This window comes from Paraburkholderia sp. SECH2 (assembly GCF_030464795.1).
GTDB classification, from domain to species: Bacteria; Pseudomonadota; Gammaproteobacteria; order Burkholderiales; family Burkholderiaceae; genus Paraburkholderia; species Paraburkholderia aspalathi.
In genome coordinates this window covers 258,355-284,599 of record NZ_JALPRH010000005.1, presented here as the reverse complement: position 1 = coordinate 284,599, position 26,245 = coordinate 258,355, and the positions used below count along the sequence as shown (strand labels likewise).

The 26,245-nt window shown below is 60.9% G+C and carries 24 protein-coding genes and 1 pseudogene; 9 read left to right on the top strand and 16 right to left on the bottom strand.

From position 1 onward, the window contains the following. Window positions 1-23 precede the first annotated feature (23 nt). Together M0D66_RS12375 and M0D66_RS12370 are read left to right on the top strand one after the other, a co-directional pair. Window positions 24-575, top strand: a complete 552-nt coding sequence (locus tag M0D66_RS12375; RefSeq protein WP_211706961.1) for a molybdenum cofactor biosynthesis protein MoaE — start codon at window positions 24-26, stop codon at window positions 573-575. Between the two features lie 55 nt (window positions 576-630). Further along, complete coding sequence (locus tag M0D66_RS12370; RefSeq protein WP_211706960.1) at window positions 631-888, top strand: MoaD/ThiS family protein; 258 nt, start codon at window positions 631-633, stop codon at window positions 886-888. A gap of 31 nt (window positions 889-919) precedes the next feature. Here the strand turns inward: M0D66_RS12370 and M0D66_RS12365 are convergent, their stop codons facing one another. After that, entirely contained in the window at window positions 920-2,347 is a 1,428-nt protein-coding gene (locus M0D66_RS12365) for a PLP-dependent aminotransferase family protein (protein WP_093636169.1), read from the bottom strand. 273 nt (window positions 2,348-2,620) lie between these two features. On the opposite strand from M0D66_RS12365, the gene M0D66_RS12360 reads away from it, so the two are divergent. After that, a complete protein-coding gene (locus M0D66_RS12360) occupies window positions 2,621-3,610 on the top strand; it encodes a LysR family transcriptional regulator (RefSeq protein ID WP_211706959.1) in 990 nt (329 codons plus the stop codon). A gap of 70 nt (window positions 3,611-3,680) precedes the next feature. Here M0D66_RS12360 and M0D66_RS12355 read toward each other — a convergent pair whose 3' ends face one another. Further along, window positions 3,681-4,484, bottom strand: coding sequence for a family 1 encapsulin nanocompartment shell protein (locus tag M0D66_RS12355; protein WP_093636012.1), 804 nt, complete (start codon window positions 4,482-4,484; stop codon window positions 3,681-3,683). Further along, window positions 4,477-5,535 carry a Dyp-type peroxidase gene (locus M0D66_RS12350; protein WP_211700725.1) on the bottom strand — a complete coding sequence of 353 codons (1,059 nt, stop codon included), beginning with the start codon at window positions 5,533-5,535 and terminating at the stop codon, window positions 4,477-4,479. The genes M0D66_RS12355 and M0D66_RS12350 overlap by 8 nt, the downstream gene beginning before the upstream one ends. 541 nt (window positions 5,536-6,076) lie before the next feature. On the opposite strand from M0D66_RS12350, the pseudogene M0D66_RS12345 reads away from it, so the two are divergent. From M0D66_RS12345 to M0D66_RS12335, 3 genes and pseudogenes are all read left to right on the top strand, one after another. Then, window positions 6,077-6,967 (top strand): annotated as a pseudogene (locus M0D66_RS12345) (LysR family transcriptional regulator); the annotation flags it as partial. Window positions 6,968-7,039: 72 nt separating this feature from the next. Beyond that, the gene (locus M0D66_RS12340) at window positions 7,040-7,546 is read left to right on the top strand and encodes a DUF1269 domain-containing protein (protein ID WP_307857195.1); all 507 of its coding nucleotides are present in this window, start codon (window positions 7,040-7,042) and stop codon (window positions 7,544-7,546) included. 29 nt (window positions 7,547-7,575) lie between these two features. After that, window positions 7,576-8,016 (top strand): ester cyclase, encoded by a 441-nt coding sequence (locus M0D66_RS12335; RefSeq protein WP_093636007.1) that lies wholly within the window; start codon window positions 7,576-7,578, stop codon window positions 8,014-8,016. Between the two features lie 44 nt (window positions 8,017-8,060). Here M0D66_RS12335 and M0D66_RS12330 read toward each other — a convergent pair whose 3' ends face one another. The 5 genes from M0D66_RS12330 to M0D66_RS12310 all read right to left on the bottom strand — a co-directional run bounded on the left by M0D66_RS12330 (window position 8,061) and on the right by M0D66_RS12310 (window position 13,552). Next, complete coding sequence (locus tag M0D66_RS12330) at window positions 8,061-8,204, bottom strand: hypothetical protein (RefSeq protein ID WP_167378415.1); 144 nt, start codon at window positions 8,202-8,204, stop codon at window positions 8,061-8,063. 172 nt (window positions 8,205-8,376) lie between these two features. Beyond that, entirely contained in the window at window positions 8,377-9,453 is a 1,077-nt protein-coding gene (locus M0D66_RS12325) for a porin (protein WP_093636005.1), read from the bottom strand. A gap of 80 nt (window positions 9,454-9,533) precedes the next feature. Beyond that, window positions 9,534-10,601: an ABC transporter ATP-binding protein gene (locus tag M0D66_RS12320; protein ID WP_093636003.1), complete on the bottom strand. Its 1,068-nt coding sequence runs from the start codon at window positions 10,599-10,601 to the stop codon at window positions 9,534-9,536. After that, window positions 10,594-12,363: an iron ABC transporter permease gene (locus M0D66_RS12315; protein WP_211706958.1), complete on the bottom strand. Its 1,770-nt coding sequence runs from the start codon at window positions 12,361-12,363 to the stop codon at window positions 10,594-10,596. Before M0D66_RS12315 ends, M0D66_RS12320 begins: the two co-directional genes overlap by 8 nt. Before the next feature lie 100 nt (window positions 12,364-12,463). After that, entirely contained in the window at window positions 12,464-13,552 is a 1,089-nt protein-coding gene (locus tag M0D66_RS12310; RefSeq protein ID WP_211706957.1) for an ABC transporter substrate-binding protein, read from the bottom strand. Between the two features lie 139 nt (window positions 13,553-13,691). Here M0D66_RS12310 and M0D66_RS12305 point away from each other — a divergent pair, with 139 nt between their 5' ends. Beyond that, entirely contained in the window at window positions 13,692-14,363 is a 672-nt protein-coding gene (locus M0D66_RS12305; protein ID WP_093635997.1) for a response regulator, read from the top strand. Then, window positions 14,360-15,778, top strand: a complete 1,419-nt coding sequence (locus M0D66_RS12300) for a sensor histidine kinase (RefSeq protein WP_211706956.1) — start codon at window positions 14,360-14,362, stop codon at window positions 15,776-15,778. The genes M0D66_RS12305 and M0D66_RS12300 overlap by 4 nt, the downstream gene beginning before the upstream one ends. A 22-nt stretch (window positions 15,779-15,800) precedes the next feature. On the opposite strand, the gene M0D66_RS12295 is transcribed toward M0D66_RS12300, so the two are convergent. From M0D66_RS12295 to M0D66_RS12275, 5 genes are all read right to left on the bottom strand, one after another. After that, the gene (locus M0D66_RS12295; protein WP_211706955.1) at window positions 15,801-16,952 is read right to left on the bottom strand and encodes a CmpA/NrtA family ABC transporter substrate-binding protein; all 1,152 of its coding nucleotides are present in this window, start codon (window positions 16,950-16,952) and stop codon (window positions 15,801-15,803) included. A 10-nt stretch (window positions 16,953-16,962) separates the two neighbouring features. Continuing rightward, the gene (locus M0D66_RS12290) at window positions 16,963-17,538 is read right to left on the bottom strand and encodes an ANTAR domain-containing response regulator (protein ID WP_054036012.1); all 576 of its coding nucleotides are present in this window, start codon (window positions 17,536-17,538) and stop codon (window positions 16,963-16,965) included. Between the two features lie 178 nt (window positions 17,539-17,716). Next, complete coding sequence (locus M0D66_RS12285) at window positions 17,717-19,534, bottom strand: tetratricopeptide repeat protein (protein ID WP_211706954.1); 1,818 nt, start codon at window positions 19,532-19,534, stop codon at window positions 17,717-17,719. 78 nt (window positions 19,535-19,612) lie between these two features. After that, a complete protein-coding gene (locus M0D66_RS12280; protein WP_211706953.1) occupies window positions 19,613-21,766 on the bottom strand; it encodes a S8 family serine peptidase in 2,154 nt (717 codons plus the stop codon). 309 nt (window positions 21,767-22,075) lie between these two features. Then, window positions 22,076-23,314, bottom strand: coding sequence for a cyanate transporter (locus tag M0D66_RS12275; RefSeq protein ID WP_211706952.1), 1,239 nt, complete (start codon window positions 23,312-23,314; stop codon window positions 22,076-22,078). Window positions 23,315-23,583: 269 nt separating this feature from the next. Between M0D66_RS12275 and M0D66_RS12270 the strand changes: the two genes are divergently transcribed. Further along, the gene (locus M0D66_RS12270) at window positions 23,584-24,327 is read left to right on the top strand and encodes a GntR family transcriptional regulator (RefSeq protein WP_200653680.1); all 744 of its coding nucleotides are present in this window, start codon (window positions 23,584-23,586) and stop codon (window positions 24,325-24,327) included. Between the two features lie 170 nt (window positions 24,328-24,497). Here the strand turns inward: M0D66_RS12270 and infA are convergent, their stop codons facing one another. The 3 genes from infA to M0D66_RS12255 form a co-directional block, all read right to left on the bottom strand. Then, window positions 24,498-24,770, bottom strand: coding sequence for a translation initiation factor IF-1 (infA, locus tag M0D66_RS12265; protein WP_012427521.1), 273 nt, complete (start codon window positions 24,768-24,770; stop codon window positions 24,498-24,500). Between the two features lie 130 nt (window positions 24,771-24,900). After that, the gene (locus M0D66_RS12260; protein WP_093635985.1) at window positions 24,901-25,182 is read right to left on the bottom strand and encodes a hypothetical protein; all 282 of its coding nucleotides are present in this window, start codon (window positions 25,180-25,182) and stop codon (window positions 24,901-24,903) included. A 569-nt stretch (window positions 25,183-25,751) separates the two neighbouring features. Beyond that, entirely contained in the window at window positions 25,752-25,970 is a 219-nt protein-coding gene (locus M0D66_RS12255) for a hypothetical protein (RefSeq protein WP_028194708.1), read from the bottom strand. Window positions 25,971-26,245 lie beyond the last annotated feature (275 nt).

Sequence of the window (26,245 nt, the reverse complement as noted above, 5' to 3'; positions counted from 1 at the left end):
CAGGCACAGACCGGAGTTCTGCCATGACAACACCGTCGCCCAGCGATCGCGCACAGCTTGACGTGGCGAATGTCGGCAAGCGTGCAAACGATCCTGCGCTTGTCCAGGCCACGATCGCGTCGGGCTTCGAAGTGCGGGTCCAGCTTCAGCCGATCGACATCCAGTCGGAAATCATGCCGGTCACGCGCAATCCCAACGTTGGCGCGATCGTGAACTTCCTCGGCGTGGTACGTCATTGCGGCGATTTCGACGACGTGGTCGCACTCGAGCTCGAGCACTATCCGGGGATGACGGAGCAGTCGTTCAGCAGCATCGTTGAAGAGGCCATCGCACGATGGCACCTGGAGGCGGTGAAGATCGTGCATCGGGTGGGCCGCGTCGCGCTTGGCGAGGCGGTGGTGCTCGTCGTGGTGGCCGCGCCGCATCGCAGGGCAGCATTCGACGCGTGTGAATTCCTGATGGACTTCCTGAAGGCCCATGCACCGCTGTGGAAGAAGGAAATCCGCCGTGACGGCGAAGTCACATGGGTCGAAGCCAAGACGCACGACGAACAGGCGATGCTACGGTGGGGTTGATGCGCGATTCGCTCAAAACGTGCGCCCACATCGCGCCGGCAACAGGAACATATCAATGAAACTCACCATCAGATATTTCGCTAGCGTTCGTGAACAACTCGGCATCTCGCAGGAGATTGTGCACATAGACGCGCCCGAACTCCCCGTTGACTCCTTGCGGGTCAGGCTCGCGTCGAGAGACGAGCGGATGGCCGAGGCACTGCGCGTGGGCCGGCCGCTGCGCACAGCCGTCAATCACGAGATGGTCGCCGACACCTTTGTCGTGCGCGAGGACAGCGAAATCGCGTTCTTTCCGCCAGTGACGGGTGGCTGAGGCTGCTGCCTTCAAGATCCCAATCGAGCCGCTACCTGGCGCACATCGCGACGAGCTTGCCCACAGTAATCACCGCCTGCTCGATCTCGCTTGACCAGGGGCTGCTGTAATTGAGGCGGATGAAGTTCCGATAGGTCGTCTCCGAGACCGAGAACATGTAGCCCGGTCCGATGGTGATACCTTGCTCGAGCGCGAGGTTATAGAGCCGCATCGCGTCGACCTTTGGCGGCAGCTCGATCCACAGCACATATCCGCCCGCGGGGTTGGACATGCGGGTGCCTTCAGGAAAGAAACGCGAGACGGTCGCCTTCATCAGATTGGCCTGCTGCGCATACGCTCTGCGCACCCTGCGCAGATGATGCTCATAGCCGTCGCGTTCAAGGAATTCCGCAATCGCCATTTGCGGAATCGACGGAGACGTCAGCGTATTCAGGAACTTGAGTTTCTCCACCTGATCGCGATATCGGCCCGGCAGCGCCCAACCAATCCGATAGGCTGCCGTGAGGGTCTTCGAGAACGACCCGCAGTGCAGCACCAGCCCCTTCGTGTCGAAGGACTTCAACGTGCTGGGATGCGTGCTGTCATAGTGAAGCTCGTTGTAGACACCATTCTCGATGACCGGAATGTCCCGCTTCGTCAGGAATTCCACGAGTTCGCGCTTGCGTTCGTCGGGCATCAGAAAACCCAGCGGATTCTGGAAGTTCGGCATGACCATGCAGGCCGTGATGGTCTGCGACTCCACGATCGCGGCGAGCGCTTCAATATCGATGCCATGCTCCGGATGCGTCGACACCTCGATCGCTTTCATGCCCATCCGTTCGATCGCATGGAGCATCGCGTAGAACGTCGGTGACTCGACCGCGATCACGTCGCCGGGCTTCGCGACCGCTTGCAGGCACAGATTGATCGCCTCAGTTGCGCCGACCGTGATGATGATCTCGTTCGGATCGACGGCCATGCCGTTCTCGAGGTAGCGTCGCGCGATCTGCCGCACAAGCGCCGCATTGCCGGGCGGCAGCGCGTCGGTCACGCCCCAGCGCGTCTTGCCGCGTCCCGCGTCGTAGGCGTAGCGATTGATCCTTTCGAAGGGAAAGAGGCCAGGGTCGGGGTAGGGCGAACCGAGCGGCACGGCATCGTCGACACCGATCGAGCGCAAGGTGGACAGCACCAGCCGGCTCACGTCGACCGGCGACGAAATCGGAATTGGCTTCGATGGCCGGAGTTCGAGTGTTTTCCGTTCGCCCCCGTCGCCCCGGAAGTTGACGAAATAGCCCGACTGAGGCCTTGCCGTCAACAAACCACGACTTTCGAGCAGCAAATAGGCGCGGATGACGGTCGTCACGCTGAGCCGGTGCTGCTGGCTGGTCTGCCGTACCGATGGAAGGCGTTCGCCATGCCCGTACACGCCTTGCCGGATCAGCTTCTCGATGTCATCTGCCAGCTTCTCGTAGAGATTCATCGGACGATTCCCTTAGCGTTCCGCAGCGGCACGTTGTATCGGCCTCTCCACCGGCCTGCATGCGCTCGCCTCGCCATGCCGCCGCCCGGTGCAAGGAGCGTAGCAGAACTGTACTGACCCGAGTCGGCCCGATGTGTGCACTCAGCGACTGATGACCCAGCCTTAACCTGTTCTCCATCGAATACGCATTGCCAAGCCGCCTCGCAGGGGCCCTCCGATGCGTAAAAACTGGTTCGAATCATGCGAGATCGGTACAAAGGGAGGTTGGGCACTATGAATCTGCTAGAAGCCATGCGGATTTACGTCAGGGTGGTTGAGCGCGAGAGTATTTCCGGCGCGGCACGGGACCTCAATATCGGGCAGCCGGCCACGAGCGAACGTATCGAGCGGCTGGAGAAATACCTCGGCTGCCGGCTCCTGCTCCGTAGCGCACGCGCTTTCAATTGCACGCCCGAAGGCGTCACCTTCTACGAGCGTAGCAAAGCGATTCTGCTCGCCGTGGAGCAGGCGGTCGCTGAAGTGTCGAACGACGCGCAGGATCTCAAGGGAACGATTCGTATCGCGGCGCCTCATTGCTTTGGCGAGACGGTCGTGCCGGAAGCGTTGACCCTCGTGCGCGCAGCTTATCCGCAACTGGACCTGGAGCTGGTCCTGAACGACCGGATCGTCGACCTCGTGACCGAAGGCGTCGATATTTCGTTTCGTCTTGGGCAACTTGGGGAAGGGGCGTTCATTGCCCGTCAGTTGGGGCAGGTCGGGCGGGTTCTCGTTGCCGCGCCAGGATATCTCAGCCAGCACGGTCCGATCACCGAACCGTCTGAACTGGTCAAGCATCCGTTCATTCGGGTCCAGGGCATGTTCGGCACCGATCAGTTGCCGCTCAGGCACATGGCGACCGTCGTGGAGAGCGCGCCGATCCGTACCGCAATCAAGACCAGTCATTGGCGGCCCATGTATGAAATGATTCTGTCCGGCGTCGGCATCGGGGTGCTGGAAGAACCGGCATGCGTCGATGCGCTTGCAGAGGGCAGGCTCGTGCGCCTTCTGCCGGAATTCGAGGTGCTGCCTTTCGATCTGAATGTACTGATTCAGGCGCAACGTCCGGTGCCGCCACGGGTACGGATGATGGTGACGATGTTGAGAAAGTGCACGTCGGAAATCCTCGAGAGGGCGCACGTCGACTACGGCGAAGTAACGAGTCGCCTGGAAGTAGTTCCCGACGATGATGTGTCCGCACTTCTAACACCATCGTTGCGGGCCTGAACGTGCAACGATGGCTGAGGCCGGGATATCTGGCAACCCCCGGCAACCGATAGCAGGAATCGGAAGGTGCTTACTCTGCCTGCGTCAACGACACCGACGCTTCGCTCGTCAGCATCAGGAATGTCAGCGTCTCGCACAGATAGAGGCGCACTACGGTATCGGTATGGCTCACGTATCCGATAGACAGCTCTTCGCCAAGATGCAACTCGAAGTCGCCGCCACGCGTGGATAGCACGCTGCCGCCGGCAAGCGCGGGCGCCCAGATGATGTCGCCATTCACGATCCGCTTGATGTGCTCGATCACCGGATAACCCTGATCGCGCGCCTCGCCGAGCGCCGTATATGCATCGGCGCCGAGCAGCACGGAATAGGGTCCGTCGACACCGGCAAGCCGCAGCTCTTCGAGCGCGTTGCTGATCGTGTTCGGATAATCGCTGACGTCGGCCGGCAGCGCGAGCGACGGATTCGACGAGCCTTCGCGAAGCCCGCCAATGCCCGCAGCCTTATATCCATCGAAAATCGCGCGATCTTCGGCATAGGCGAGCTGCTTGGCTGCTTCCTTCGCGGGCTGCCAGTCGGCGTCTTTCGCGCCGCGCACGACGCTGTCGATTGCTTCGCGCTGCAGCTCGAACGGCACGGTCAATTGCACGAGGCTCTTTACCTCAGCCAGCTTCGCTACGACGCCCTGCTGCGGCGCGGCGATTGCGATCTGATGCCCTGTGCCGACGCCAGACAGTTCGGTTCCGCCAGGACCCTTGACATCGACCACACGACGGCCGGCGACGCTGCGCTTGAACGTGCGCGCCACTTCGTCTTCGAGCTGCGACCAGGCGGCACGGGAGATGGGGGCAAGCTCGCGATGCAGATTATTCATGTTGAGAGATTCCCTTGAGAGAGCCAATGTTCAGCGAGCCGTCGTGACGCGACTCGGCGGATGAAGTTGATTCGAGCGGTTGCTCGACAACGGCGGCGGCCGCTTGCGGATCGCGATCTGCGAGCGCTTCGAGCAAGGTGGCCGACGGGATGAAGAAGAGGTTGCCCGTGACCGCGCGGCTGTAGTCGAGCAGCCGGTCGTAGTTGCCCGGCGGCCGCCCGACGAACATGTTTTCCATCATCTGCTCGATAGGCTCGGGCGAACGCGCGTAACCGATAAAGTAGGTGCCGAATTCGCCCATGCCGGGGCGGCCGAATGGCATGTTGTCGCGGAGGATTTTCACTTCCTCGCCGTTCTCGGTGATCGTGGTGAGCGAGCTGTGCGAACACGTCGGTTTGACCGCTGCATCGAGCTCAATGTCGGCCAGTTTCGTACGGCCGATAATGCGCTCCTGAGTCTCGACGGAAAGCGAATTCCAGCCGGTCATGTCGTGCAGATACTTCTGCACGATGACATAACTGCCGGCCTCGAACTCCGGGTCCTCGTCACCGATGCGGGTGAAATCGACAGCCTCGCGACCCTGCGGATTCTCGGTGCCGTCAACAAAGCCCACCATGCTGCGCAGATCGAAGTTGCGAAAACCGTGTACTTCCTCGATGACCGAGACCGCCGTACCGAGCCTTCCTGTCAGCTGCGTGGCGAGCTCGAAGCAGAGATCCATCTGATCCGCGCGGATGTGCAGCAGGATATCCCCCGGCGTACTCACGGCGCGGCGTTCGCCGGCGCCGAATTCGCGGAACGGATGCAAACTCGCCGGGCGCGGGGCGCCGAACAACGTGTCCCACACGTCGGAGCCGAAGCCGACCACGCATGACAGGTTGCCGGAGGGGACGCGCTTGCCGACCGAGCGCACCAGGGCGGCAACGTCCCCGCACCACGCACGCACCTGTTCAGCGGGCTCCTGGCCGGGCGCGAGGGTCGCGACGATGAAGATCGCGCTACGTGTGATGTCATTACAGACGGCTTGCGATTCTGGGGTGTCTTTGGGCATCGGATTGAATATTGATGAACCGTTATTGATTCCGGGAATGGAGCGAATGTCTTTCCGCCTTCGCGATCATCTGTCTAAGGCTCGCGCAAATTTTTCGTCCGGATGATTGAGGCATGTGTGCTGCCGCAGCCGCCGCAAGTACACATTAAGCGTTGCTTCGTCATCAGGAGGTGCGCAGATATACGTGACATTGTCGATGTTCAACTATGCGTCCAGAGATGTTATACCGCCCAGGCACATTATGGAAACAGGGCAAAGGATCTGGATGAGTCCGAATGCGGCATTCCGAAGCCAGACGGGCGACCCGATTGTGTTTTGCATGTTTGCCGGCGGGCAACGTATCAAGCGGCGTCAGGCGAGATCATGCGCTGATAAAGTTCGACATGGTTTTGTCGTAAATCTCTGCTTCTCATTCGATACTTCATATCGGACTGGCGGTCTTTTATTCTCCTGTCATATCGTTACCATCCGTTCAAGGCTGTCTATCGCAGCAAGAAAGGCTGCGCCAGATAATTCGCATTGCGAATGGAGGTGGGGTGCGGTGAATCTGCTCGAAGCCATGCGCATCTACGTCAGGGTGGTTGAGCGTGGGAGTATCTCCGGCGCGGCGCGGGACCTCAATATCGGACAGCCGGCCGCGAGCGAACGCATCGAGCGGCTGGAGAAGTACCTTGGCTGCCGGCTCCTGCGCCGTAGCGCACGCGCTTTCAATCGCACGCCCGAAGGCGTCACCTTCTACAACTGTAGCAAGAGGATTCTGCACGCCGTGGAACAGGCGGTCGCTGAAGTGTCGAGCGACGAGCAGGGTCTCAAGGGAACGATTCGTATCGCGGCGCCTCATTGTTTTGGCGAGACGGTCGTGCCGGAAGCGTTGACGCTGGTGCGCGCAGCCTATCCGCAACTGGACCTGGAGCTGGTCCTGAACGACCGGATCGTCGACCTGGTGACGGAGGGCGTCGATATTTCGTTTCGTCTTGGACAACTTGGCGAAGGGGCGTTCATTGCCCGTCAGTTGGGGCAGGTTGGGCGGGTTCTCGTTGCCGCGCCAGGCTATCTCAGCCAGCACGGTCCGATCACCGAGCCGTCTGAACTGGTCAAGCATCCGTTTATTCGGGTTCAGGGCATGTTCGGCACGGATCAGTTGCCGCTCAGGCACATGGCGAACATTGTGGAGAGCGCGCCGATCCGTACTGCGATCAAGACCAGTCATTGGCGACCCATGTATGAAATGATCGTTTCGGGCGCCGGCATCGGGGTGCTGGAAGAGCCGGCATGCGTCGATGCGCTTGCGGAGGGCAAGCTGGTCCGAATCCTGCCGGAATTCGAGCTGCCGCCATTCGAACTGAATCTCCTAAGTCAGACCCAACGCCAGATACCCATGCGGGTACAACTGATTGTGACGATGCTAAACCATTGCACGCCGGAAATCCTCGGCAGAGCGCGCGCCGAGGTCAAAGCCCACCTCGACCGATACCATGAATCGGAAATAAACAAATGGCACGCGATGCGAAAATCACTATCTTTGATAGACAACGTAGCCGAGTCAAGGAGCTATCAAATGGCACAACAGTTGATCGTCGCGGTTTTCGACAGTGTGGACGTCGCCGAAAGAGCCGGTCGGGATTTCCGGAATTTTGAGGAAAAAGACCTTGGTTTCAAAATCGAGAGCGGCGTGCTGGTTCAAAAGGACGCCACAGGTAAGCTGATCCTGCTCGACAAGCAAACCCGGCCGTTTTGGGGCACAGTGATCGGTGCGCTGACGGGCGGTTTGATTGGGATGCTTGGTGGACCGGCAGGGGCGCTACTTGGCTTCACGATAGGGGCGAGCGGTGGACTGGCTGAGCATGCGATCAAGGCGACGTTCGACGACGACCTGGTCGCATCGATATCCGGCAAACTGACCCCGGGCCACGTGGCATTCATCCTCGAGGCGCAGGAGGCGTCACCGTTTGAAGTCGACAATATCGTGCTCGGTTACGGCGGGAGTGTGTTTCGCAAACCGCTTGCCTGACCGTGTGCATTCTTCAGGAGTAACCGGACATGGCCGTATCTACCGACGAAGCTACCACTCGTGAAGCGATTGAAGGGCTCTATCGCGCCTTCGAGCAGAAAAGCGTCGTGTTGTTACGAAAGGTCGTTACGCCCGATTGGGAATATATTCCTGAGCCCGCTGGGGCGGCGCCGGGACCTGACCAGATGGTTCAAATATTCGCGAACATCGCCACAGCACTGCCGGATATGAAAATCACCATTCTCGACGTGTTGATTCATGGAGACCGGGTGGGCGTTCGCGCAGAGATCACGGGCACGCAAACCGGGACGCTACTGGGCATTGCTGCCAGTTCCAAACACATCAGCTTCGCGATTCACTCTTTCCATCAGATGCGTGGAAATTTAATCGCGAAGACGTGGCATCTTGAAGACTGGCTATCGGTGTTCCGGCAACTTGGACAGTTGCCACCAACGCTTGAACATTCTTGAATTGCGCAAGGACGGACGCAGAAGCGCCGGCGACCATGCCGATGCTAGTGATGCATTGCTGCAGCGACCAGGAGATGAAACGGAAGCACGAGCAGTGCCGTCCCGCCGACGCCAAGCAGCCACAATGCAATGAACCACAGCAGGCCGTGGCGAGGCGTCTTACGGGTATCACGGCTTACCTGGGACATGGCATGGCTCCTGTCGGCGAGTGCTCCGTTTGTCTGATCCATTCTAGGCGAATGGACTGCCCGAATCCATCTAAAAGCAAACGAGCGAGGCGCGGCGAAGGATTGACCTTCGCCGCGCCTCGCTCCGCTTTGGATGCCTGCACGCCTCTATGCGTTATCCGTTCATGATGCGTCAGAACCGGTGCTGAATCCCCGCCGTCACACCCGCTTGCGTATCCGCCGCGCCAGTCAGGTCACGCGACAGACTGACCGCGTTGTCATGCTTGGCCATCGCGTAACCGCCCGCCATATACAGCACCGTCCGCTTCGACAATGCGTATTGCGCGCGCAGCGAGAACAGCGTCGGATCGGCGTCGCTCGCGTCCTTGATGTCCTGATGGTAGACCGCGGCAAACAGCGAGAAGAACGGCGTCACATCGTATTGGCCGCCGACCCAGTACATATCGCTGCGCAAGGTCGGCGCGGCGGTGTGGAAGGTGCGCCGATAGTTGCGATAACCGGCCATGGCCTTCACCGTGCCGAAGTCGTAGCTCAAGCCCGCGTGGATGCCTTGAATGTAGTTGGTGGTATCCGCGGGCGTCACGCTGTCGTTCGCGCCGTTCTGCCGGTCGAAGGTGGCGACGACGGCAAACGGACCGTTCTCGTAGCCGAGACCGAAGTCGTACTTGGAGCTCGACTTCATGCTGCCCGGCACGTTGCCGAAGCCGTACATGGCGCCGAACTTGAAGCCGGCGTACGTGCCGTCATAGCGCACGGCGTTGGCCGAGCGCGAGAACAAGCCGTCCTTACGACCACCGGTAGCAGTGGATGACGTCGCCCACGAATAGTTCGGCGCGTAACCCATCGGGTCGAACTGCAGCATGTAGTCGTAGGTGGTCGTGAAATTGCGGCCGAGCGTGATTTGCCCGAAGCGGTTTTTCAGGCCGATTGTGGCGCGGCGGTCGAAGATCGCGCCGGGACCGTCGTCGAACTGGCCGTTCGCGACGTTGATGCCGCTCTCCAACTGGAAGACCGCCTTCAGTCCGCCACCGAGGTCTTCGACGCCACGCAGGCCCCAGCGCGAGGTGTTCTTGCCGCCCGAGACAAGACGCGCAGCGCCGCCGTCCTTGCTCGCATGATTCACGTATTCGACGCCCGCATCGACGATCCCGTACAAGGTCACGCTCGATTGCGCATGCGCCGTTGCTGCAAATCCAGCGAGGCCGGCGCACGTCACGCCGAGGGTCGCCTTTGTCATGCTCCACTTCATCAACAGTCTCCTGTGCTTGGTTTATTCACTTCGGTTGGGGATACGGTGTGGCTGGGTCCATCAGCACGTTTTAACTCGCTTCAGCCCGCCTGTGCGAAGGCCCAGCAGTCGTTGGCCGGGAATTCGATCCAGTGACGGCCGGCGGCGCGCGGCACATGGCCGAAGGCGCGTAGGCGCAGATCGCCGCAATGGAACAGGTATTCCCAACGATCGCCGAGATACATCGACGTGATGAGGTCGGCCTCGAGGCGGTTTGCGCCTGGGCCATCGGTGACCTGCACGCGCTCGAGGCGAATCACGGCCTGCGCGTTTTGCCCGGTGGTAAGCGCTTCGCGCGCCTGGGCTTGCAATTGCCAGCCGTCGCCGGCCAGCGTCACGCGTTCACCGTCGACCGCGGCAACGCGCGCGTCGATCCGGTTATTGCTGCCCATGAATTCGGCGGTATAGAGCGAGCGGGGCGCGCCATACAGTTCAGCGGGCGTGCCTTCCTGTTCGATGCGGCCGTTGCGCAGAAGCAGGATGCGGTCGGACATCGCCATCGCTTCGGTCTGGTCGTGCGTGACGCACAAGGCGGACAGGCCGAGCGATACGATCAGTTCGCGCAACCATGCGCGCGCTTCTTCGCGCAGCTTGGCGTCGAGATTCGACAGCGGTTCGTCGAGCAGAATGACGGGTGGGTTGTAGACCAGCGCCCGCGCAATCGCCACACGCTGTTGCTGGCCACCGGAAAGTTGATACGGATAACGCGCGGCGAGATGGCCGAGGCCGAGCTGGTCGAGCGCAGACTGCACACGCTTTTTTTGCTCAGCGCTCGATACGCGTCGCAACTTCAATCCATAGCCCACGTTGTCCGCCACCGTGCGATGCGGCCACAGCGCATACGACTGAAACACCAACCCAAGCGAACGTTGTTCGACTGGCAGATCGACTTTGGACGCACCGTCGAAAAACACCTTGCCGTCCAGTTCGATACGGCCCGAAGACGGTTGTTCGAGTCCCGCGACTGCGCGCAGCAGGGTGGTCTTGCCGCTGCCCGATGCGCCCAGCAGGCATACCACTTCGCCGGGGTTCAGTTCGAACGACACGCCCTTTAGAATCGGGTTGTCGCCATAGCTGAGAAACAGGTTGTCGACCGAGAGCTTATCCATGCAATTTCACTCCGAAGCGCAGGGCGACGCCGAGTCCGACGCCGACCATCGCGATGTTGATGACAGAAAGCGCCGCGACCTGATCGACCGCGCCGGTCGCCCACAGCGACACCAGTAGCGCGCCGATCACTTCCGTGCCGGGCGAGAGCAGATAGACGGCGGTCGAGTATTCGCGCTCGAAGATCATGAAGATCAGCAGCCATGCCGCGAGCAGACCGAAACGCACGAGCGGCAGCGTCACGTCGAGACTGACGCGCGCGCGGGTGCCGCCGACGCTGCGTCCCGCTTCTTCGAGTTCGGGGCCGACCTGCAGCAACGCGCTTTGAATCAGGCGCATGCCGTACGCGAGCCACACGACCGTGTACGCGATCCAGATGCTCCACATGGAGTTCTTCAGTTCCTTCAGGCCGGGCACGAAGAGGAAAATCCACAGGAAGGCGAGACCGGCGAGCAGGCCGGGCACCGCACGCGGCAGCAGAACGAGGTAGTCGAGCAGGCGCGTGGCCCAGTCGTTGCGGCGATGACCGGCAAAGGCGACCAGCGAATAGAAACCCACTGCGAGCGCGCCACCGAGCACGCCGATGCCGAGCGTATTGAGAATCGCGCGGACCAGGTTGTCCTGTTCGAACAACTCGGTGAAGTTGGCGAGCGTCAGCACTTCGGCGAGATTCACGCCTTCGCCCCAGTTGGTGACGAACGCGCGCAGCGTGATGCCGGAGAGCGGCACGAACACCGTGAGCAGCAGCCACAGCGCGACGATCGCCAGCGCAACCCAGCGCCATGCGCCGAGCGGCAGTACGGTTTGACGTCCCGCCTTACCCTTGACCGTGACGAAGCGGTTCGCGCTCTTCAGCAGGCGTCGTTGCAGCAGCACGAGCGGGAACGTGATTGCGACGATGCACACGGCGACCGCGGCCATCAGGTGATACGAAGGCACGCCGAGCTTGTTGGTGAGCTTGTACAGATACGTCGCCAGTACGAGGTGACCTTCGGGGTCGCCGAGTACGAGCGGCAGACCAAACACTTCGAAGCCGAGGAAGAACACCAGCACGCCGGCGAATAACAATGCTGGCAGCGTCATCGGCAGGCTGACGTCGAGCGCGACACGGAACGGTCGCGCACCGGCGACACGCGCCGCTTCTTCGACGTCCGAGCCGAGATTGCGCAGCGCCGCCGACGAATACAGGTACACGTGCGGCACATGCGTGAGGCCGACGATGATCGTAATCGCGAGAATCGAGTACACGCTCCATGGCGCTTCGGCGGTGCCGAACAGTGCCTTCCACCAGACCGAATAGAAGCCGACCGGACCGGCCGCGACCACATAGCCGAATGCGAGCACCATCGGCGAAACGAATACGGGGGTGAGCAGCAGCGGTTCGAGCCAGCGGCGGCACGGCAGGTCGGTGCGCACCATCAGGAACGCGAGAATGCCGCCGAGTGGGATCGAGATGAACAGCATCCCTGCCGCGATGACGAAAGAGTTCTTCAGCGCGGACCAGAAGTCGGGGTCGCTGAAAATGAATTCGAAGCCGGCAAGACCGAGCGTGCGTTTGGCGTCGAAGAACGGCGCGTTCAGCACGCTCTGGAACAGAATGAAGCCGAGCGGCAGCGCCACCGCGACGGTCAGCACCGCGATGACGAGCCAGCGCAGCAGCCCCGCAAACGGCTGCAGACCGCCGCGCGGCAGCGCGCCTATCGTGCCGCCGTCGGCCGCGAGAGGTGGGGCATCGCGGTGTCCGGTTGCGCTAGTGGAAAGCATGAGTGTCCCCCTGCAGCGTGAAAGCCGCATATCGACAGGTAGTGAAGGAAGGCGCGGCGTCCGCGCGTTTCAGCGTGGACGCCGTCAGGTCAGCCGAGGCTTAGCGCTTGATCGACTGTTGCCATTGCTTGAGGAATTCAAGCCGCTTGGACTGGTCGAGATAAACCAGCAGGCCGGAGCCGATCGGGATCGGCTTGAGCGAGTCGCCGAGTTGTTTCGTGAGACCCGCCATCGACGTTTCGCCGTCGACGTCCGCGCGAATCGAGAACAGGCTCGCCTGGTTCGCGAGCAAGGTCTGGCCGCGTTGCGACAGCAGGTAATCGACCCACAGCTTTGCGGCGTTCGGGCTTTGCGCCTTCTTCGAAATCGTCACGAGGCGGCTCACCACCAGCGTGTAGTCCTTCGGGTAGACGTAGCCGATCGACGGGTCCTTCTTCGCTTTGGTGAGCGCGTAGGAGCCGAGAATGTTGTAGCCGATCAGGTTTTCACCCGAAGAAATGCGCTCCATCATCGCGCCGGTACTCGATTGCAGTTTCGGGCCGGTGGCGCCCATTGCTTTCACGAGGTCCCACGTGACTTGAGGATTGACGCGCGCGTCTTGCGTCAGATAGTTGAAGCCGACGCCGGATTTTTCGATGTCGTACGTGGTGACCTTGCCCTTGAATTGATCCGGTTTGCTTTGCAGCAGCTTGATCAGATCGGCGCGGGTTTGCGGCACTTCCCCTGCGGCCAGCAAGCGCTTGTTGTAGACGATCGCCAGCGGCTCATACGTGGTGCCGTACGCCTGCTTCTGGTACTGCGCCCATTGAGGCAACTGCTTCGCTTCGGGCGATTCGTAACTCGCCATCAGACCGTCGTTGACGAGCTTGACCTGCAGGTCCATCGCCGAGCTCCACAGCACGTCGGCGCTCGTGCTGCTGGCCGCGTTTTCGCTGATGTAGCGGTTGTACAGCTCGGTGCTGTTCATGTCGTTGTATTCGACCTTGACGCCATACAAGCTTTCAAAATCCTTGATGAGCGGGCGCACGAGGGCCGTGTCCGTGACCGAATACACGATCAGCTTGCCTTCCTTCTTTGCCCCGTCGACGGTGGTCTGGTAATCGCTGGGATAACCGGCCGGAAAGGCCGCCCATGCTGAGTTTGCGGCGAATACAACGGCTACGGCGAGATACTTCAAAGAGATTTGCACGTCTTCCTCCAGAAAACATTGTGTTTGTTTTGTGTAGGCGAATGGTAAGAGACGCGTGCTTTCTGAATGCTTTCAGTTTTCGAGGAAAATGCGTCACAATGGTCGAATTCGCCTCATGGATTTCCCTGGGATTCTGTTTATGCGTGTGCTGCTCGTCGAAGACAATCCGATCCTTTCCCGCTCGCTAACCGATGCGCTGACCAGCGCGAAACTCACGGTTGACTGCATGCACGACGGCGAATCCGCCGACCATGTTTTGCGCACACAGGACTACGCGCTGGTGATTCTCGATATCGGTTTGCCGAAGCTCGACGGCCTCGAAGTGCTGCGTCGTTTGCGCGCGCGGCGCAACGCGGTGCCGGTATTGATGCTGACTGCGCATGGTTCGGTGGAAGAGCGCGTGCGCGGACTCGATCTCGGCGCCGACGATTACCTCGCCAAGCCCTTTGCGCTTACCGAACTCGAGGCGCGTGCCCGGGCGCTGCTGCGCCGCAGTCACGGCCAGGAACCGCTGCATGCGCAATGCGGCACGCTGCTTTATGACAGCGTCGACCGCGGCTTCACGCTCAATGGCGAGCCGCTCGCCTTGACCCCGCGCGAACGTTCGGTGCTCGAGGTGCTGATTCTGCGTAACGGTCGCGCGATCAATAAGGACACGCTCTCCGAGAAAATCTTTGGGCTCGATGAATCGGTGAATGCCGATGCCATCGAAATCTACGTGCATCGTCTGCGCAAGAAACTCGAACGCAGTTCGGTCGGCATCGTGACGCTGCGCGGGCTTGGCTATCTGCTGGAAGCGAAAGACGCATGACGCGGCCGAATCTGCGCGTTCGCGTCGCGCTCTGGTTGTTGCTGCCGCTGCTTCTGCTGCTCGCCTTCGATGCATGGCTCACGTATCAGCGCGCAATGAACGCGGCGCATGCGGCTTTCGATCGCACGTTGGAGTTTTCGCTGCGTTCGATACGCGACGGTATCCGTTTGCGCGACGGCCAGATCGAAGTCGACTTGCCGTATCTCGCGCTGGAGATGTTCGAATCCAACGGCGGCGGCAACATCTACTATCAGATCCGCGAGGAGGGCGGCCGGGTGGTGACCGGCTATCCGGATCTGCCCTCAGGCACGAAGGCGCTTGCCGAGCCCTACAGTGTGCAGTTTTACGACGACGTGTTTCGCGGACGGCCGTTACGCATCGCGATGCTGAGATTGCCAGTCCATGATGTGCCGTCAGCGCAGACGCGTGTGGTGCTGGTGCGGGTCGGCGAAACGATCGAGCAGCGCCAGGCATTGGCGCGCGAGATTCTGATTGGCTCACTGCAACAGGAATTCCTGCTGGTGGTGCTCGCGCTCGGCATTGTGTGGCTGGGGGTGGCGCGCGGCTTGCGGCCGCTGAACCGCCTGTCGGCGAAAGTCGCCGCGCGTGCCGAGGACGATCCTACGCCGCTCGATACGGTGGGCCTGCCGAGTGAAGTCGCGCCGCTGGTCGATTCGATCAATCAGTACATCGGCCGCACGCAGTTGATGCAGTTATCGCGCCGGCGATTCTTTAACGACGCGGCGCATCAGTTAAAGACGCCGCTTGCGATCATTCAGGCGGAGTCGGAGCTGGCGTTGCGCGATATCGACGGTGGCGATGAGCCCTCGAACGGCAATGCTCGGCAAGGCGTGCATTTGCGACGGCTGAATCGCGCGGTGCAGCAGGCGGTGCGTATCGTGCAGCAATTGCTGTCGCTCTCGCGGCTCGATGCGGACAGCGGTTATACGATCAAGCATGCCGCTGTGCCGCTGCATAAAGTGGCGCGCAGCGTCACGCTCGACTGGTCGCCGGTGGCGCGCTCGCGTGGTATCGATCTCGGCTTTGAACAGGACGTGCGTATCGACGTGATGGGTCAGACCGATCTGCTGGCGGAACTGGTCGGCAATCTGATCGACAACGCGATTCGTTATTCGGGCGATGGGGCGGTGATTACCGTACGCGTTGCATGCGAAGCTGAGCAACCGTTGCTGCAGGTGATCGATAACGGGCCGGGGATTTCCATCGGTGAACGCGATGCGGTGTTCGAGCGGTTCTATCGCAGCGAAGCGACGCAGGCGGTCGAGGGCAGCGGGCTGGGTTTATCGATCGTGCGGGAGATCACACGCGTGCATGGCGCGGTGATTGCGTTGAGTGATGCGTCCGGTGGTGGGTTGGTGGTTAGCGTGCTGTTTCCGGCGTTAAAGTCCGCGTGACGAGCATGTTGCAACCGCATCGCTACGCGCGGATCGTGAAGCTCTGAGCGTAGGCCGTGGGTTCCGTTTCGCTACCCCACACCTTACCGTCGATCAGCACTTGAGAGCGCTCGTCGCCCGGCACCACGATGCCGACGCGTGCTGCCGCCTCGCGATATAACTCCGTCTGATTGATGTGCGCCGCGATTTCCGCGTAATCCGCGCGTGGGTCAATCATGCCCCAACGTTCGAACTGGGTGAGAAACCACGCACCGTCGGTTGTTCGCGGATAGTTCACTGTGCCATTATCAAAGAATCGCATGGGCAAACCTCGCGGCGCTGAGGCCGCGATCTCGCTACCGAGCCGCGCCGCGATCAACGCTTCATCGATGCCGATAAATTCCGGCCGCGCGAGCCAGCGTGCGATCTCCTCGCGATGCCCCGCGCCGTCGAGCCAGCGGCACGCTTCGAGCATGGTCTGCACCAGCGCTCGCGCCGTGTTCGGATTCGCGCTGACAAAATCTCGCCGGCACGCCAGCACCTTCTCTGGATGATCGGGCCACACTTCACTCGTATAGGCGACCGTTCTGCCGACGCCTTCCGCTTCAGCCATCGCATTCCACGGCTCGCCGACACAGAAGCCATCGAGCCTTTCTTCCGCGAGCGCGGCGACCATTTGCGGCGGCGGAATCGCCACGCTCTCGATATCGTGCAACGGATGCACGCCTTGCGACGCGAGCCAGTAGTACAGCCACATGGCGTGCGTGCCGGTGGGGAAGGTCTGTGCGAACACCGGCTTGCGTTCGAGCGTCGCCAAAGCCTTGGGGAGGGTGCCGTGTTTGGCTAAAGCATCTGCGAGACGATTCGAAAGCGTGATGGCCTGGCCGTTGCGATTGAGCACCATCAGCACGGCCATGTCCGTTTGCGGACCACCGAGGCCGAGTTGCACACCGTAGACGAGACCGTAGAGTGCATGCGCCGCATCGAGATCGCCCGACAGCAGTTTGTCGCGCACGGCGGCCCATGACGGCTGTCGGCACAGTTCCAGTGTCAAGCCATGAGCGTGACCGAATTCGAGCAGCTTCGCGGCGACGAGCGGTGCGACATCGGCAAGTGCAACGAAACCGAGCCGCAGATGGGTTTTCTCGAGCGACGCAGGCGCGGACGATGGGGCGAGGGAGGTGGGAGAGTTCATGTGCGGCGCTTCATTTGAGCGAGTCGGCCGCCGCGACGACGGCGCGCGCGACTTCGGCGAGTTTGACGCCCTGGTTCATTGCGCGCTTGCGCAGGTTGGCATAGGCGGCGTGTTCCGTGATCTTCAGTTGATCCATCAGCAGGCGTTTGGCGCGATCGATCAGCTTGCGCTCGGCGAGTTCGTTTTCGACTTGCGCGAGGCGTTCGCGCAGCTCCGATTCCTGTGCGAATCGTGCGAGGGCGACTTCGAGGATCGGCGCCAGTCGTTCCGTGGCGAGCCCTTCGACGAGATAGGCCGTGACTCCGGCGCCGACCGCGTCGCGGATCAATTGCTGATTCGCATCGTGACTGAACATCAGCACCGGACGTGGCGCGGTGGCGTTCATCACCGCGAGTTGTTCAAGCGTGTCGCGCGACGGCGATTCCGTATCGATGATGATGACGTCGGGCCGCTCGCTCTGAACCACGCGATGCAGCGCTTGCGGCGTCGCCGTGCCGGCCAGCATCTCGTAGCCGAGTCGTGCGAGGGCATCGCGCAGATCGCCTATCGGCTTGTCGGTATCGGTTACGAGGAGAACACGCAGCATGGGGTGTGGTTTATCGACGGCTGACTACCGATAAAGCAACGTGTATGCCAGTGCGGGACGATTACGCTGAAGGCAACGCGATCATGGGCTTATAAATAGTTTAGACAGCAGGGCCTGCACCCGTACGGGGCATGCGCAAGGCATGCACCGAAGCGGCGCACGAGGTATGAACATTGTTTTAATGAGCGCAAAGGTGGGCTGCCGGGGCGTCACGCCACAGTTGCAGCGCTGCTCGCACTTCTTTGACAACGGGATCCCACTCGCCCAGTTTCTGCTGCCGGAATAGACGCATTGACGGATACCACGGGCTATCGGTTCTGTTGGTCAGCCATCGCCACTCCGGGTAGGCCGGCGCGAGCAACCAAACGGGGAGCCCGGCCGCGCCGGCAAGATGCGCGACGGAAGTGTCGACGGTAATCAGAAGATCGAGCGTCTGCAATATCGCCAAGGTGTCCGTGAAATCGTGGATTGCAGGGCCGAGCGTGTGCAAGTCGTATTCATGCGTCAGGCCCTCGCTTTCGCGCTCGCGGGCGCCTTTTTGCACTGAATACCAGGTTACCCCGGCAAGCCCAAGTAGGGGCTTTAGCGTATCGAGCCGAATCGACCGGTAACGGTCATGAACGTGGTTCGGGTTGCCGGCCCAAACGATGCCGACACGTTTGTTTTTTGCGCGCGTCGTGTCTTGTGGAACTGCTGCTATCTGAATCTGCCAATGACTTAGTTTTTCCGGTGTCGCCGCGAGGTAGGGCATGGCAATCGGAAGCATGGGTAAATCGAGGCTCATATGCTCCGGCATCCTTAGCATATGACACCAGTAGTCGTATGGACCGGGAGGCAGGGTGGTGAACACGGTCCGCACAGCTGCCATGCTCGCAGCCAGCCCCGCGATCGGCTGGCTGACCAGCACATCCACCATTGCACCCTGACGACTCAGCCAATCGGCGAATCTGAGGAACTGGATTTCATCACCGCGCCCCTGTTCGCCGACGAGCAGGAACCGGCACCCTGCGACGGGTTCGCCATGCCACTCGGGGAAGTCTGGGCGAATCCGCTCGTGTTCCGTGCCGGGGAGTTCGTAAAACCATCTGTACTTCTTCCAGCCTTCTTCGAACTCACCAAGGGTCAGGTGCACGCCAGCGAGATGAAACTGCAGGTATGGGTTATCCGGCAGAAGCCGTGCTGCTTCGATACTATGCGGTCGGCTTTCGGCGACGTTGCCGGTGATACTGAGTGCTCTTGCTGCGTTGTGATGCAGAAGCGGGTGTTGCGGATTGATGGCGAGTCCCTGCCTGGCCACGCTGAGCGCTTCGCTGAAGCGGTCGTTAGTGTTCAACACGTAGGCTAATGAATTAAGCGAATCGGCATTGTCGGCAATACGGGTTTTGACCTGCTCGATCATTTCATTGAGCGGGCGACTATGGCCGGCTTTAGCTAATGCCGCGATCAGGTCGAGTCCGTCTTGCAGGTTTGCCGGGTCGAGCATCCACGCTCGTTGCCAGTAGTCAGCAGCTTCCTGGACCTTCCCGAGCTCCGTGCAAATTCGGGCAAGCGCGCGAACGGCGTGGTGTCCTCGCGAATCAATCTGAACGGACTTATCGTAGTGGACCATTGCCTCGTTAAGACGGCCGGACACTCGCAGGCAGTCGGCAAGGTTCCGATGAAGACTGGCGGTACCACCAGTCAGGCTGATCGCACGTCGATAGGACGCTTCAGCCGCTGCATGGTCACCCTTCAACGCGGCAAGCAGACCTGCGTGTTCCCACAATTCAGCCCGCTCAGGAGCTGCCTGCAACGCCTGTTCCAGGTATGCGCGCGCCTGATCCATTTCATCCGTATGAACACAGGCGAGTCCCATACGGTGCAGCGCGTGCGCGTCGTGCGGGCGCACGGCGAGCACCTTGCGGTAACCGATCATCGCCATGGTCATACGTCGCGCGGAAAAATGGGCATCTGCGCGCGCGACGAAAGCGTTCACGTCTGCGTCATCGTGATTCATTGCTTGCCTGTGGATTGTCGGAAGTACGCCCCTGCGATTCGCAGCCGCGACACAGGGGGCAACGCTGGCTTAGCCGATTTATTGCGTGTAGGTGGCCAGAAGAGAAACGCCGCTCAGTTTTGAGCCGGCACTCAATATGCCGTAGTAAGTTCCGGCCGGCGGGTTGGTGATCGTGCAGGTGGCGATCCCGCCTCTCACCATGAGCGACTCACAGTCAGGATGGAGCGAGGACGGCGTACCGACTCTGACATACAGAGTCGCGATCTGGCTGGCTGTTTCTGGCGACAGGGTGAACGTCAGGCTCTTGACGCCCGCGGGAACAACCAGAGCGTAGTTTTGCATCTCGCCGTTTTTCGCTGAGATCGTCAACGGACTACCGGCACTCAGGTCCGTAAGGATTGGCGGAATAACCTGAAACGGGCGCGTCAGCTTGCTAATGGCCCCAGTGCTATCCGTCACCGTGAATGTGATTTCATATGTGCCCGGATAGTCGAAGTTCATATAGGGCGTGACAGATTGCGTGCGCACCAGATCAGGAGCGCCCGTGCCGAAGTTCCAGGCCCATGACTTGATCGGCGCGCCCCTGGCGGTGGACAGGTCCTTGCATGTCACCTGCATGATCGTCGTGGCTTCCCAGCATGTGAAATCCGCTGCCGCTGGAATTTTTCCAGACCGGGCGGCAATGACAGTCGCGTTCGCATCAAGAATCCCTGAGCCGATCGGTTGATCCGGTTTGCCGTTGGGAAACGCTTGCACATTCTGTGTCAGCAACGCTCTCATTTCAGCGGAGGTCAGGGGTGTGGGCGCGACTGACTGAGCAAGTGCGATAACGCCGCTCACCATCGGCGCGGCCATCGACGTGCCGTCAAGATACGTATAGCCTTCACTGCCCGGCGCGGCGGTTCCGTTGTTGTAGGTGGACCAGATCGAGTCGCCGGGCGCGGCGATATCAACGGTCTGCCCGTAGTTCGAAAGAACCCACTTCAAGCCGGGGCGATTGCTGCCGCCGACGCTGATAACGTTCCGGCAGTTCGACGGCGTGAAATTCGTTGCGCTGTTGCCATTGTTGCCGACTGCTGCAACTACAACGGCACCGCGACTGGCCGCGTAGTCAATTGCGTTCTGAAACGTCATCCCGCAGGAGCCCGCACCACCGAGGCTCACGTTAATGACTTTCGCCGGGTAGACGTTGTTGGGAACGCCCGACACGCTGCCACCGGCGGCCCACGTCACGCCGTCGGCGACATCTGACGTAAAGCCTCTTCCGCATGCATTCATGACGCGGACCGGGACGACCTTTGCCGCCGGCGCGACGCCGGCTATACCGATGCCGTTGTTCGTCTGCGCGGCCATGATCCCCGCGACGTGAGTGCCGTGCCACACGACTTCGCATGTCTCTCTCGTGATACCCGGATTCGTGCCGTCGCCGCCGCGATTGTTCGCGGTGAAATCGTACCCGGGCAGGATATTGGCATTCAGATCGCTATGACTGGTCACGCCGTTGTCGACCATCGCGATCACGGTTCCGGAGCCGTTAGCCATGTCCCAGGCGGGCTCTGCCCGTATGCCCGCAGTGGTGACGCCGGGTTTCTGGTTCGAGCTTAGGCCCCACTGCCTGCTGTATTCTGGGTCGTTTGGCGCCATTGTTACGGACATCGGCGTGTCGGGCTCTACGTATTCGACATCAGGATCGGACGCAATGGCGCGCATGAATGATTTGGCATCTTTGACGTTCAGCTTGCGTTCCGTTGTAACCACATCAGCTCCGATGCCCATGCGGCGCACATGACGCGCTTTCGAAGGGAAGGCATTCGTCAGCCGGTCGAGTCTTGACTGGACCGCGGTGACTGAACCGCGTTCAACGGTGCCGGTTTTGTATTTGACAATGAAGCGGTCGTTGGACGCATCCGAAGCCAGGCCGCTCGCGTTCATCTTTAAGGACAATTGCAGAGGAACAGTGTTTGATGCCGCCGCTAATGCCGCTGTCTTTTCCAGGGGCGGTGTTGGTTCGGATGTCATATCGTCGCCGACATTTCCGCCACATGCCACGAGTGCCAGCGAAAGCGAAATACAGGCAGTGTTTTTCAATGCATAGCGCGCACCTCCTTTGGACCACAGCGCGCTAACGTAAGCCGTTGTTCTACGAGAGTCGTTCCGCACGCTCTCATCTTTCTTTTGATTCACGGTTTTATTCCCGGTACGACATACAGAAATGATTGCCCCTGTTTTCATGAAGCAGTCGTACGGCGGTCATCAGCGGTGCCAAATCCATAGGCCGTCCTTTGGCCAGCCGGCACAGGCTATTTTTCGGGTCGAGTTAAGATTCCTGACTAATGACCGTTGGTGACGGCTGCGTGGTACGTGACCTTCTGCGGCTGTTTGTCAGCCGGTCAGGTTCTTATGTTTGGACGCTATAAATAGCTTGGTGAGGATAATAAATAGCCTAATTGATATAAACAATCAGGCCTTTCTATTTTTCGGTCAGATAATTTACCGGCCGTGTAAGACCGTTGATGCACACGCACTCAGCAAGCCAATGCATCAGTGCCACTTCACGTAACTGCGGGGCGAAAAGAAGACGCTCACGACGATCATGGCGGCAACGCTAACGGCCAGCATGACCCAGGCGGCGCCGAACCCGCCAGTCCAGCCCCGGACCATGCCAGCGAAAATGGGCGTAATGGCCGCTACGACAAAGCCGACACCTTGCGTAAACGCGACAAGCTTTCCGGCTACACTGTGATGTGCCGAATGATCCATAGCGGTAACGAGCGTCAGCGAGAACGTGCCACCCAGCCCGGCACCGGCAATGGCGACCCACACCAGCGGCGCGGCATCGGGCCAGAAGATCAAGCCAAGCAGGCCGACCAGTTGCGCCGACAATCCGAGGACCAACCAGGGGCGCCGATCCCGGGATGGTGCGGCAGCAAGAGGCAGCAGTAAGGCCGCAGCGGCCTGAAACACCGTCATGCCGGCAAGGAGCGAACCGCTCTCCGCGACACTCGCGCCATGCTGTTGATAGAACGCGGGCAACCACGCGACGAGCGTCGTATAACCGCCGTTGACGATCCCGAAGTACAAACCAAGCGTCCACGCGCGCCGCTTGCGCCAAAGCGAAAAAGCGATCGCGTCTGCCGGAGCGCGCTGTGCCGCCGGCCCGTGCGAAGGTCCGCGGTTCAAAGCCAACCAGCACAGCAACGCCACGAGAGCGGGAATCGCCCATACCGCGAGCCCCGCATGCCACGACCCCGTCGCTGCGCTCACCCAAGGACTCAAGCGTGCCCCGAGGCCGCCGCCGCCCATGATCGATGCGGAGAAAACCCCCATCGCCAGCGGCACGCGCGCAGGGAAACGCTGCTTCAGGACGGCGGGCAGCAGCGCCTGAATCGCCGCGACACCGACGCCCGCGAGCGCTGCCGTCGTAAGGAGAGCCGCGCCACCGGCGGTCGACCAGCGGGCGCCGCAAGCAAGCGCGATCGCCAGCAAACCGAGCGCAACGCCGCGCGTTTCGCCGATCGACCGGGTTAGCGCGCCCGCGCCGAATGCGCCGATGCCCATCGCGACGACCGGCAGGCTGGTCAACAACGACGCGCCGTAAAAGCTCAACCCGGTTGCATCGCGGATCGTCGTCATCAGCGGGCTGATCGACGTCAGCAGGGGCCGCAGATTGATGCCGATCACGACAATCGCGCCCAGCCATAGCGCGTCTCGCCACGTGAGCGCGTGGGAGGCGTCGTTGGCATGGGCTGGGGTCGGGCTGGCGCTGGAGTGCGAATTCACAAGGGACCTGAATGCGAGAGTGGGCGACACCTTGCAAGCGGGAAGAGAACGCTGCGGGGCGCTGCGCGACCGGCGGCGGCAAGGCGGATGACGAGGCGCGAACAGGGTGAAAAATACCGTGCGCGACTATTTTGGTTAACCATAATATCATGGCATGGTTAACCATTTTCCTGATGCCCGGTATAAGTCCGAGCGCCCGCGGATGGCGTCTGCTACCCCTCGTCGCTACAATGCCGGGCGATATCGCTCCGTTCTCCACTACTGAACTCATGGCCTCCCGTTCCTCGCGTACGCCGTCAGCCAACACCGGCACACCCATCCGCAGCGCGCCTGAAGACGACTCGATCAGCGTCGAAGAGCGCATTTATGCGTCGATCACCGCGGCATTGCTGCAAGGCCGTCTGCGGCCGGGCGCGCAACTGGTCGAGCGCGATCTCGCCGCGGCGTTCGGCTGCACGCGCGGCGCGTTGCGCAAGGTGCTCGCGCGGCTGGGTTTCGAGGGCAAGCTGGTGCTCGAGGCGAATCGCGGCGCGTTCGTGCCGTCGCCGTCGGAGGAAGACATTCGTCAGGTGTATCGCGCCCGGCAGATTGTCGAGGCGGGCATCGTTGCAGCTTTGTGCGGGAGTTTGAGCGTGGCCCACAAACGTCGCCTGCGCGCCCATGTGCGCAGCGAAGAGAAGGCGTCACACGCCGGCACCATCGAGGAATCCGTGCGGCTCGCGGGCCAGTTTCATGTGTTGTTGACCGAACTGGCGGGCGGGACGGAATTGCTCGGTCTGGTTGGGCAGCTCGTCGCAAAGACCGAGTTATACAAGGCGTTGTTCGACCCGTCGAAGGGTTCGGCCTGCTCCGCGGACGAGCATATGCAGATTATCGAAGCGCTCGACGCGGGAGATCTGCACGCGGCTCTCGCGGCGATGCGCGAGCATCTGTCGGAACTGGAGGAGCGGGTGGTCGAACAGGTACGCAAAAGCGCCGCAGGAGCAGATCTCGGTGCGGTGTTCGGGGTGTAGGAAGGGAGGGGTTAACGCATGCGACGCCGCGGCGCGCCGCTCAGGCTCGAGTCAACGAATCAAGCCGGAGAAGGCGCGCGAAAGGCTTCGCGAACAACCAGATAACAACAATTGACCACGCCCGGACCGGTCATGAAACAACTCAGGAAACGGTCAGCGTGCCGCCAGCCTTAACGGCGACGGAATTGCGTATTGCGTGCGCCGCCGCCACCGGTGGCGCGCTCGTCTTTGTGACGGAAATTGATCCGGCCTTTGGTCAGATCGTAAACCGACAGTTCCAGCGTCACGCGGTCGCCCGCGAGAATACGGATGTGATTCTTGCGCATGCGTCCGGACGCGTAAGCGCCAACCACGACGCCGTTGTCGAGCGTCACGCGGTAACGACTGTCCGGAAGTACTTCGTCGACGATACCGTCAAGTTCAAGCAGTTCTTCTTTCGCCATGCATAACTCCTGGTCGATGGGATAAGTGGGTGTTGGCCGCGCGGTTAAGCATGGCGCAACATCTGATACGGTTGGCAGTCGGCTTTCAGGCCAGCTGCTGCGGCACCAGCTGATTCGCTGATAGTACCGCTCAAAGATCGGCGACGGACTGGCCGTCTACACGGCCGTCAATCAATTGCTCGGCGTGGGCCATGCACGCAATGCGCGCCTTGCCCGTGCCGTCGAACGGAAACAGATACTGCAGACGGAACACACGCCCGTCGGCTGCCGGATTGGCGCCCACGCGGCAGATGCGCACCGACGCGTCGTAACCTGCGTCCGGATTGCGGCCCGTCTGACCGTCCGCCGGGCGGCGCGGATAGACGAGCGGGTGAATTTCATAACCCTTGTACGTCTTGACAACTGAATTCATGAAGCACGTGTCCTGTATTACGTGGTCGCCGTGTCACGCGTGTTACGCGCGGCACGACAGACCCGGCAGCGCAGCACCTTGGGGCGCGCCGCCATGGAAAAAGGTTGGCACAGGCCCGATGGCAAGGGCATGAGCGCGGCCGCGCAAAATCGCGGATTCGATGGAGAAGAAACACGCTGATGTCGCGCAGACACCGGGCGCGTAAAAGCTGAACCACTCAGCTGCACAACTCGCGACGGCGAATGCAGGCGGCGCATTGCCGGAGTGACGGGATCGCTGACACGCAGCGGTCGAACAGTCGGGGGTGGTGCGGAGACGCCGATTGATACTGTGCTTGATACTGCCGCTTGTATTTCCGCGCTGTATCCCTAATAGGGCGGATGCGGAATACAGCTATTCCAATATGATGCACTAAATGGGGCTAATTGGATAGCAAAAAGTTCCGCGCGCGGGCAAACCGCCCAGCCGGCGGGGCTTTGGGCGAAAAAGAGCTGCCGCGAACGGCGCGCCGGGGCATGAGCGGCACGCCGGGTGTGAGGTCGCGCCGTGAGGGTGAAGGCGGGTGAGTTTCAGCGGGTGGTTTCGGCGACGCGCTTTTGCAGCTCGCGTGAAGCGGCGAGCGGAATGCGCGCATCATCCCAGCCGGCGAGCCATTCGACTTCCTTCGAGGTAAAAATCTGTCCGTGATTGCGCAGCGTGTATTGCAGCGAATCGATGATGTGATTGCGGATGATTTCAGGCGTGCCTTCGTCATCGAGCACGGCGCGAAACGCTTCGAGCGTGGCCATCTGTTGCTCCGTGAAATAGTTGCTTCTTTTATCGCACGAAAAAAAATCGCACGCCAAGCGAACAAAAATCCCTGGGTGCGGATGCAACAACTGGAAGGGGCGGCAGTATGCCGCCGAGCCCCCATCAAGGCCCCGCGAGTGATGCGGCCCCGCAATAAAATAACGGCTGCGTTGGCCCCGTGCCGCTACGGTCGTCGCTGGCGATTGGGGTCGTTACAATGGCGAGTTGCAGCGCACGGCTTGCGGCATTGTTGTGCTTGCCTCGCCTGCCGGCC

What these genes read in the sequence shown, in the direction of transcription:
- M0D66_RS12340 (WP_307857195.1), top strand. Translation starts at nt 7,040, where the DNA reads ATGCGAAAATCACTATCTTTGATAGACAACGTAGCCGAGTCAAGGAGC.
- M0D66_RS12260 (WP_093635985.1), bottom strand. Translation starts at nt 25,182, where the DNA reads ATGAATTCAGTTGTCAAGACGTACAAGGGTTATGAAATTCACCCGCTC.
- M0D66_RS12255 (WP_028194708.1), bottom strand. Translation starts at nt 25,970, where the DNA reads ATGGCCACGCTCGAAGCGTTTCGCGCCGTGCTCGATGACGAAGGCACG.
- M0D66_RS12300 (WP_211706956.1), top strand. Translation starts at nt 14,360, where the DNA reads ATGACGCGGCCGAATCTGCGCGTTCGCGTCGCGCTCTGGTTGTTGCTG.
- M0D66_RS12330 (WP_167378415.1), bottom strand. Translation starts at nt 8,204, where the DNA reads ATGTCCCAGGTAAGCCGTGATACCCGTAAGACGCCTCGCCACGGCCTG.
- M0D66_RS12365 (WP_093636169.1), bottom strand. Translation starts at nt 2,347, where the DNA reads ATGAATCTCTACGAGAAGCTGGCAGATGACATCGAGAAGCTGATCCGG.
- M0D66_RS12295 (WP_211706955.1), bottom strand. Translation starts at nt 16,952, where the DNA reads ATGAACTCTCCCACCTCCCTCGCCCCATCGTCCGCGCCTGCGTCGCTC.
- M0D66_RS12370 (WP_211706960.1), top strand. Translation starts at nt 631, where the DNA reads ATGAAACTCACCATCAGATATTTCGCTAGCGTTCGTGAACAACTCGGC.
- M0D66_RS12290 (WP_054036012.1), bottom strand. Translation starts at nt 17,538, where the DNA reads ATGCTGCGTGTTCTCCTCGTAACCGATACCGACAAGCCGATAGGCGAT.
- M0D66_RS12335 (WP_093636007.1), top strand. Translation starts at nt 7,576, where the DNA reads ATGGCCGTATCTACCGACGAAGCTACCACTCGTGAAGCGATTGAAGGG.
- M0D66_RS12360 (WP_211706959.1), top strand. Translation starts at nt 2,621, where the DNA reads ATGAATCTGCTAGAAGCCATGCGGATTTACGTCAGGGTGGTTGAGCGC.
- M0D66_RS12315 (WP_211706958.1), bottom strand. Translation starts at nt 12,363, where the DNA reads ATGCTTTCCACTAGCGCAACCGGACACCGCGATGCCCCACCTCTCGCG.
- M0D66_RS12355 (WP_093636012.1), bottom strand. Translation starts at nt 4,484, where the DNA reads ATGAATAATCTGCATCGCGAGCTTGCCCCCATCTCCCGTGCCGCCTGG.
- M0D66_RS12350 (WP_211700725.1), bottom strand. Translation starts at nt 5,535, where the DNA reads ATGCCCAAAGACACCCCAGAATCGCAAGCCGTCTGTAATGACATCACA.
- M0D66_RS12285 (WP_211706954.1), bottom strand. Translation starts at nt 19,534, where the DNA reads ATGAATCACGATGACGCAGACGTGAACGCTTTCGTCGCGCGCGCAGAT.
- M0D66_RS12270 (WP_200653680.1), top strand. Translation starts at nt 23,584, where the DNA reads ATGGCCTCCCGTTCCTCGCGTACGCCGTCAGCCAACACCGGCACACCC.
- M0D66_RS12320 (WP_093636003.1), bottom strand. Translation starts at nt 10,601, where the DNA reads ATGGATAAGCTCTCGGTCGACAACCTGTTTCTCAGCTATGGCGACAAC.
- infA (WP_012427521.1), bottom strand. Translation starts at nt 24,770, where the DNA reads ATGGCGAAAGAAGAACTGCTTGAACTTGACGGTATCGTCGACGAAGTA.
- M0D66_RS12375 (WP_211706961.1), top strand. Translation starts at nt 24, where the DNA reads ATGACAACACCGTCGCCCAGCGATCGCGCACAGCTTGACGTGGCGAAT.
- M0D66_RS12280 (WP_211706953.1), bottom strand. Translation starts at nt 21,766, where the DNA reads ATGAAAACAGGGGCAATCATTTCTGTATGTCGTACCGGGAATAAAACC.
- M0D66_RS12305 (WP_093635997.1), top strand. Translation starts at nt 13,692, where the DNA reads ATGCGTGTGCTGCTCGTCGAAGACAATCCGATCCTTTCCCGCTCGCTA.
- M0D66_RS12325 (WP_093636005.1), bottom strand. Translation starts at nt 9,453, where the DNA reads ATGAAGTGGAGCATGACAAAGGCGACCCTCGGCGTGACGTGCGCCGGC.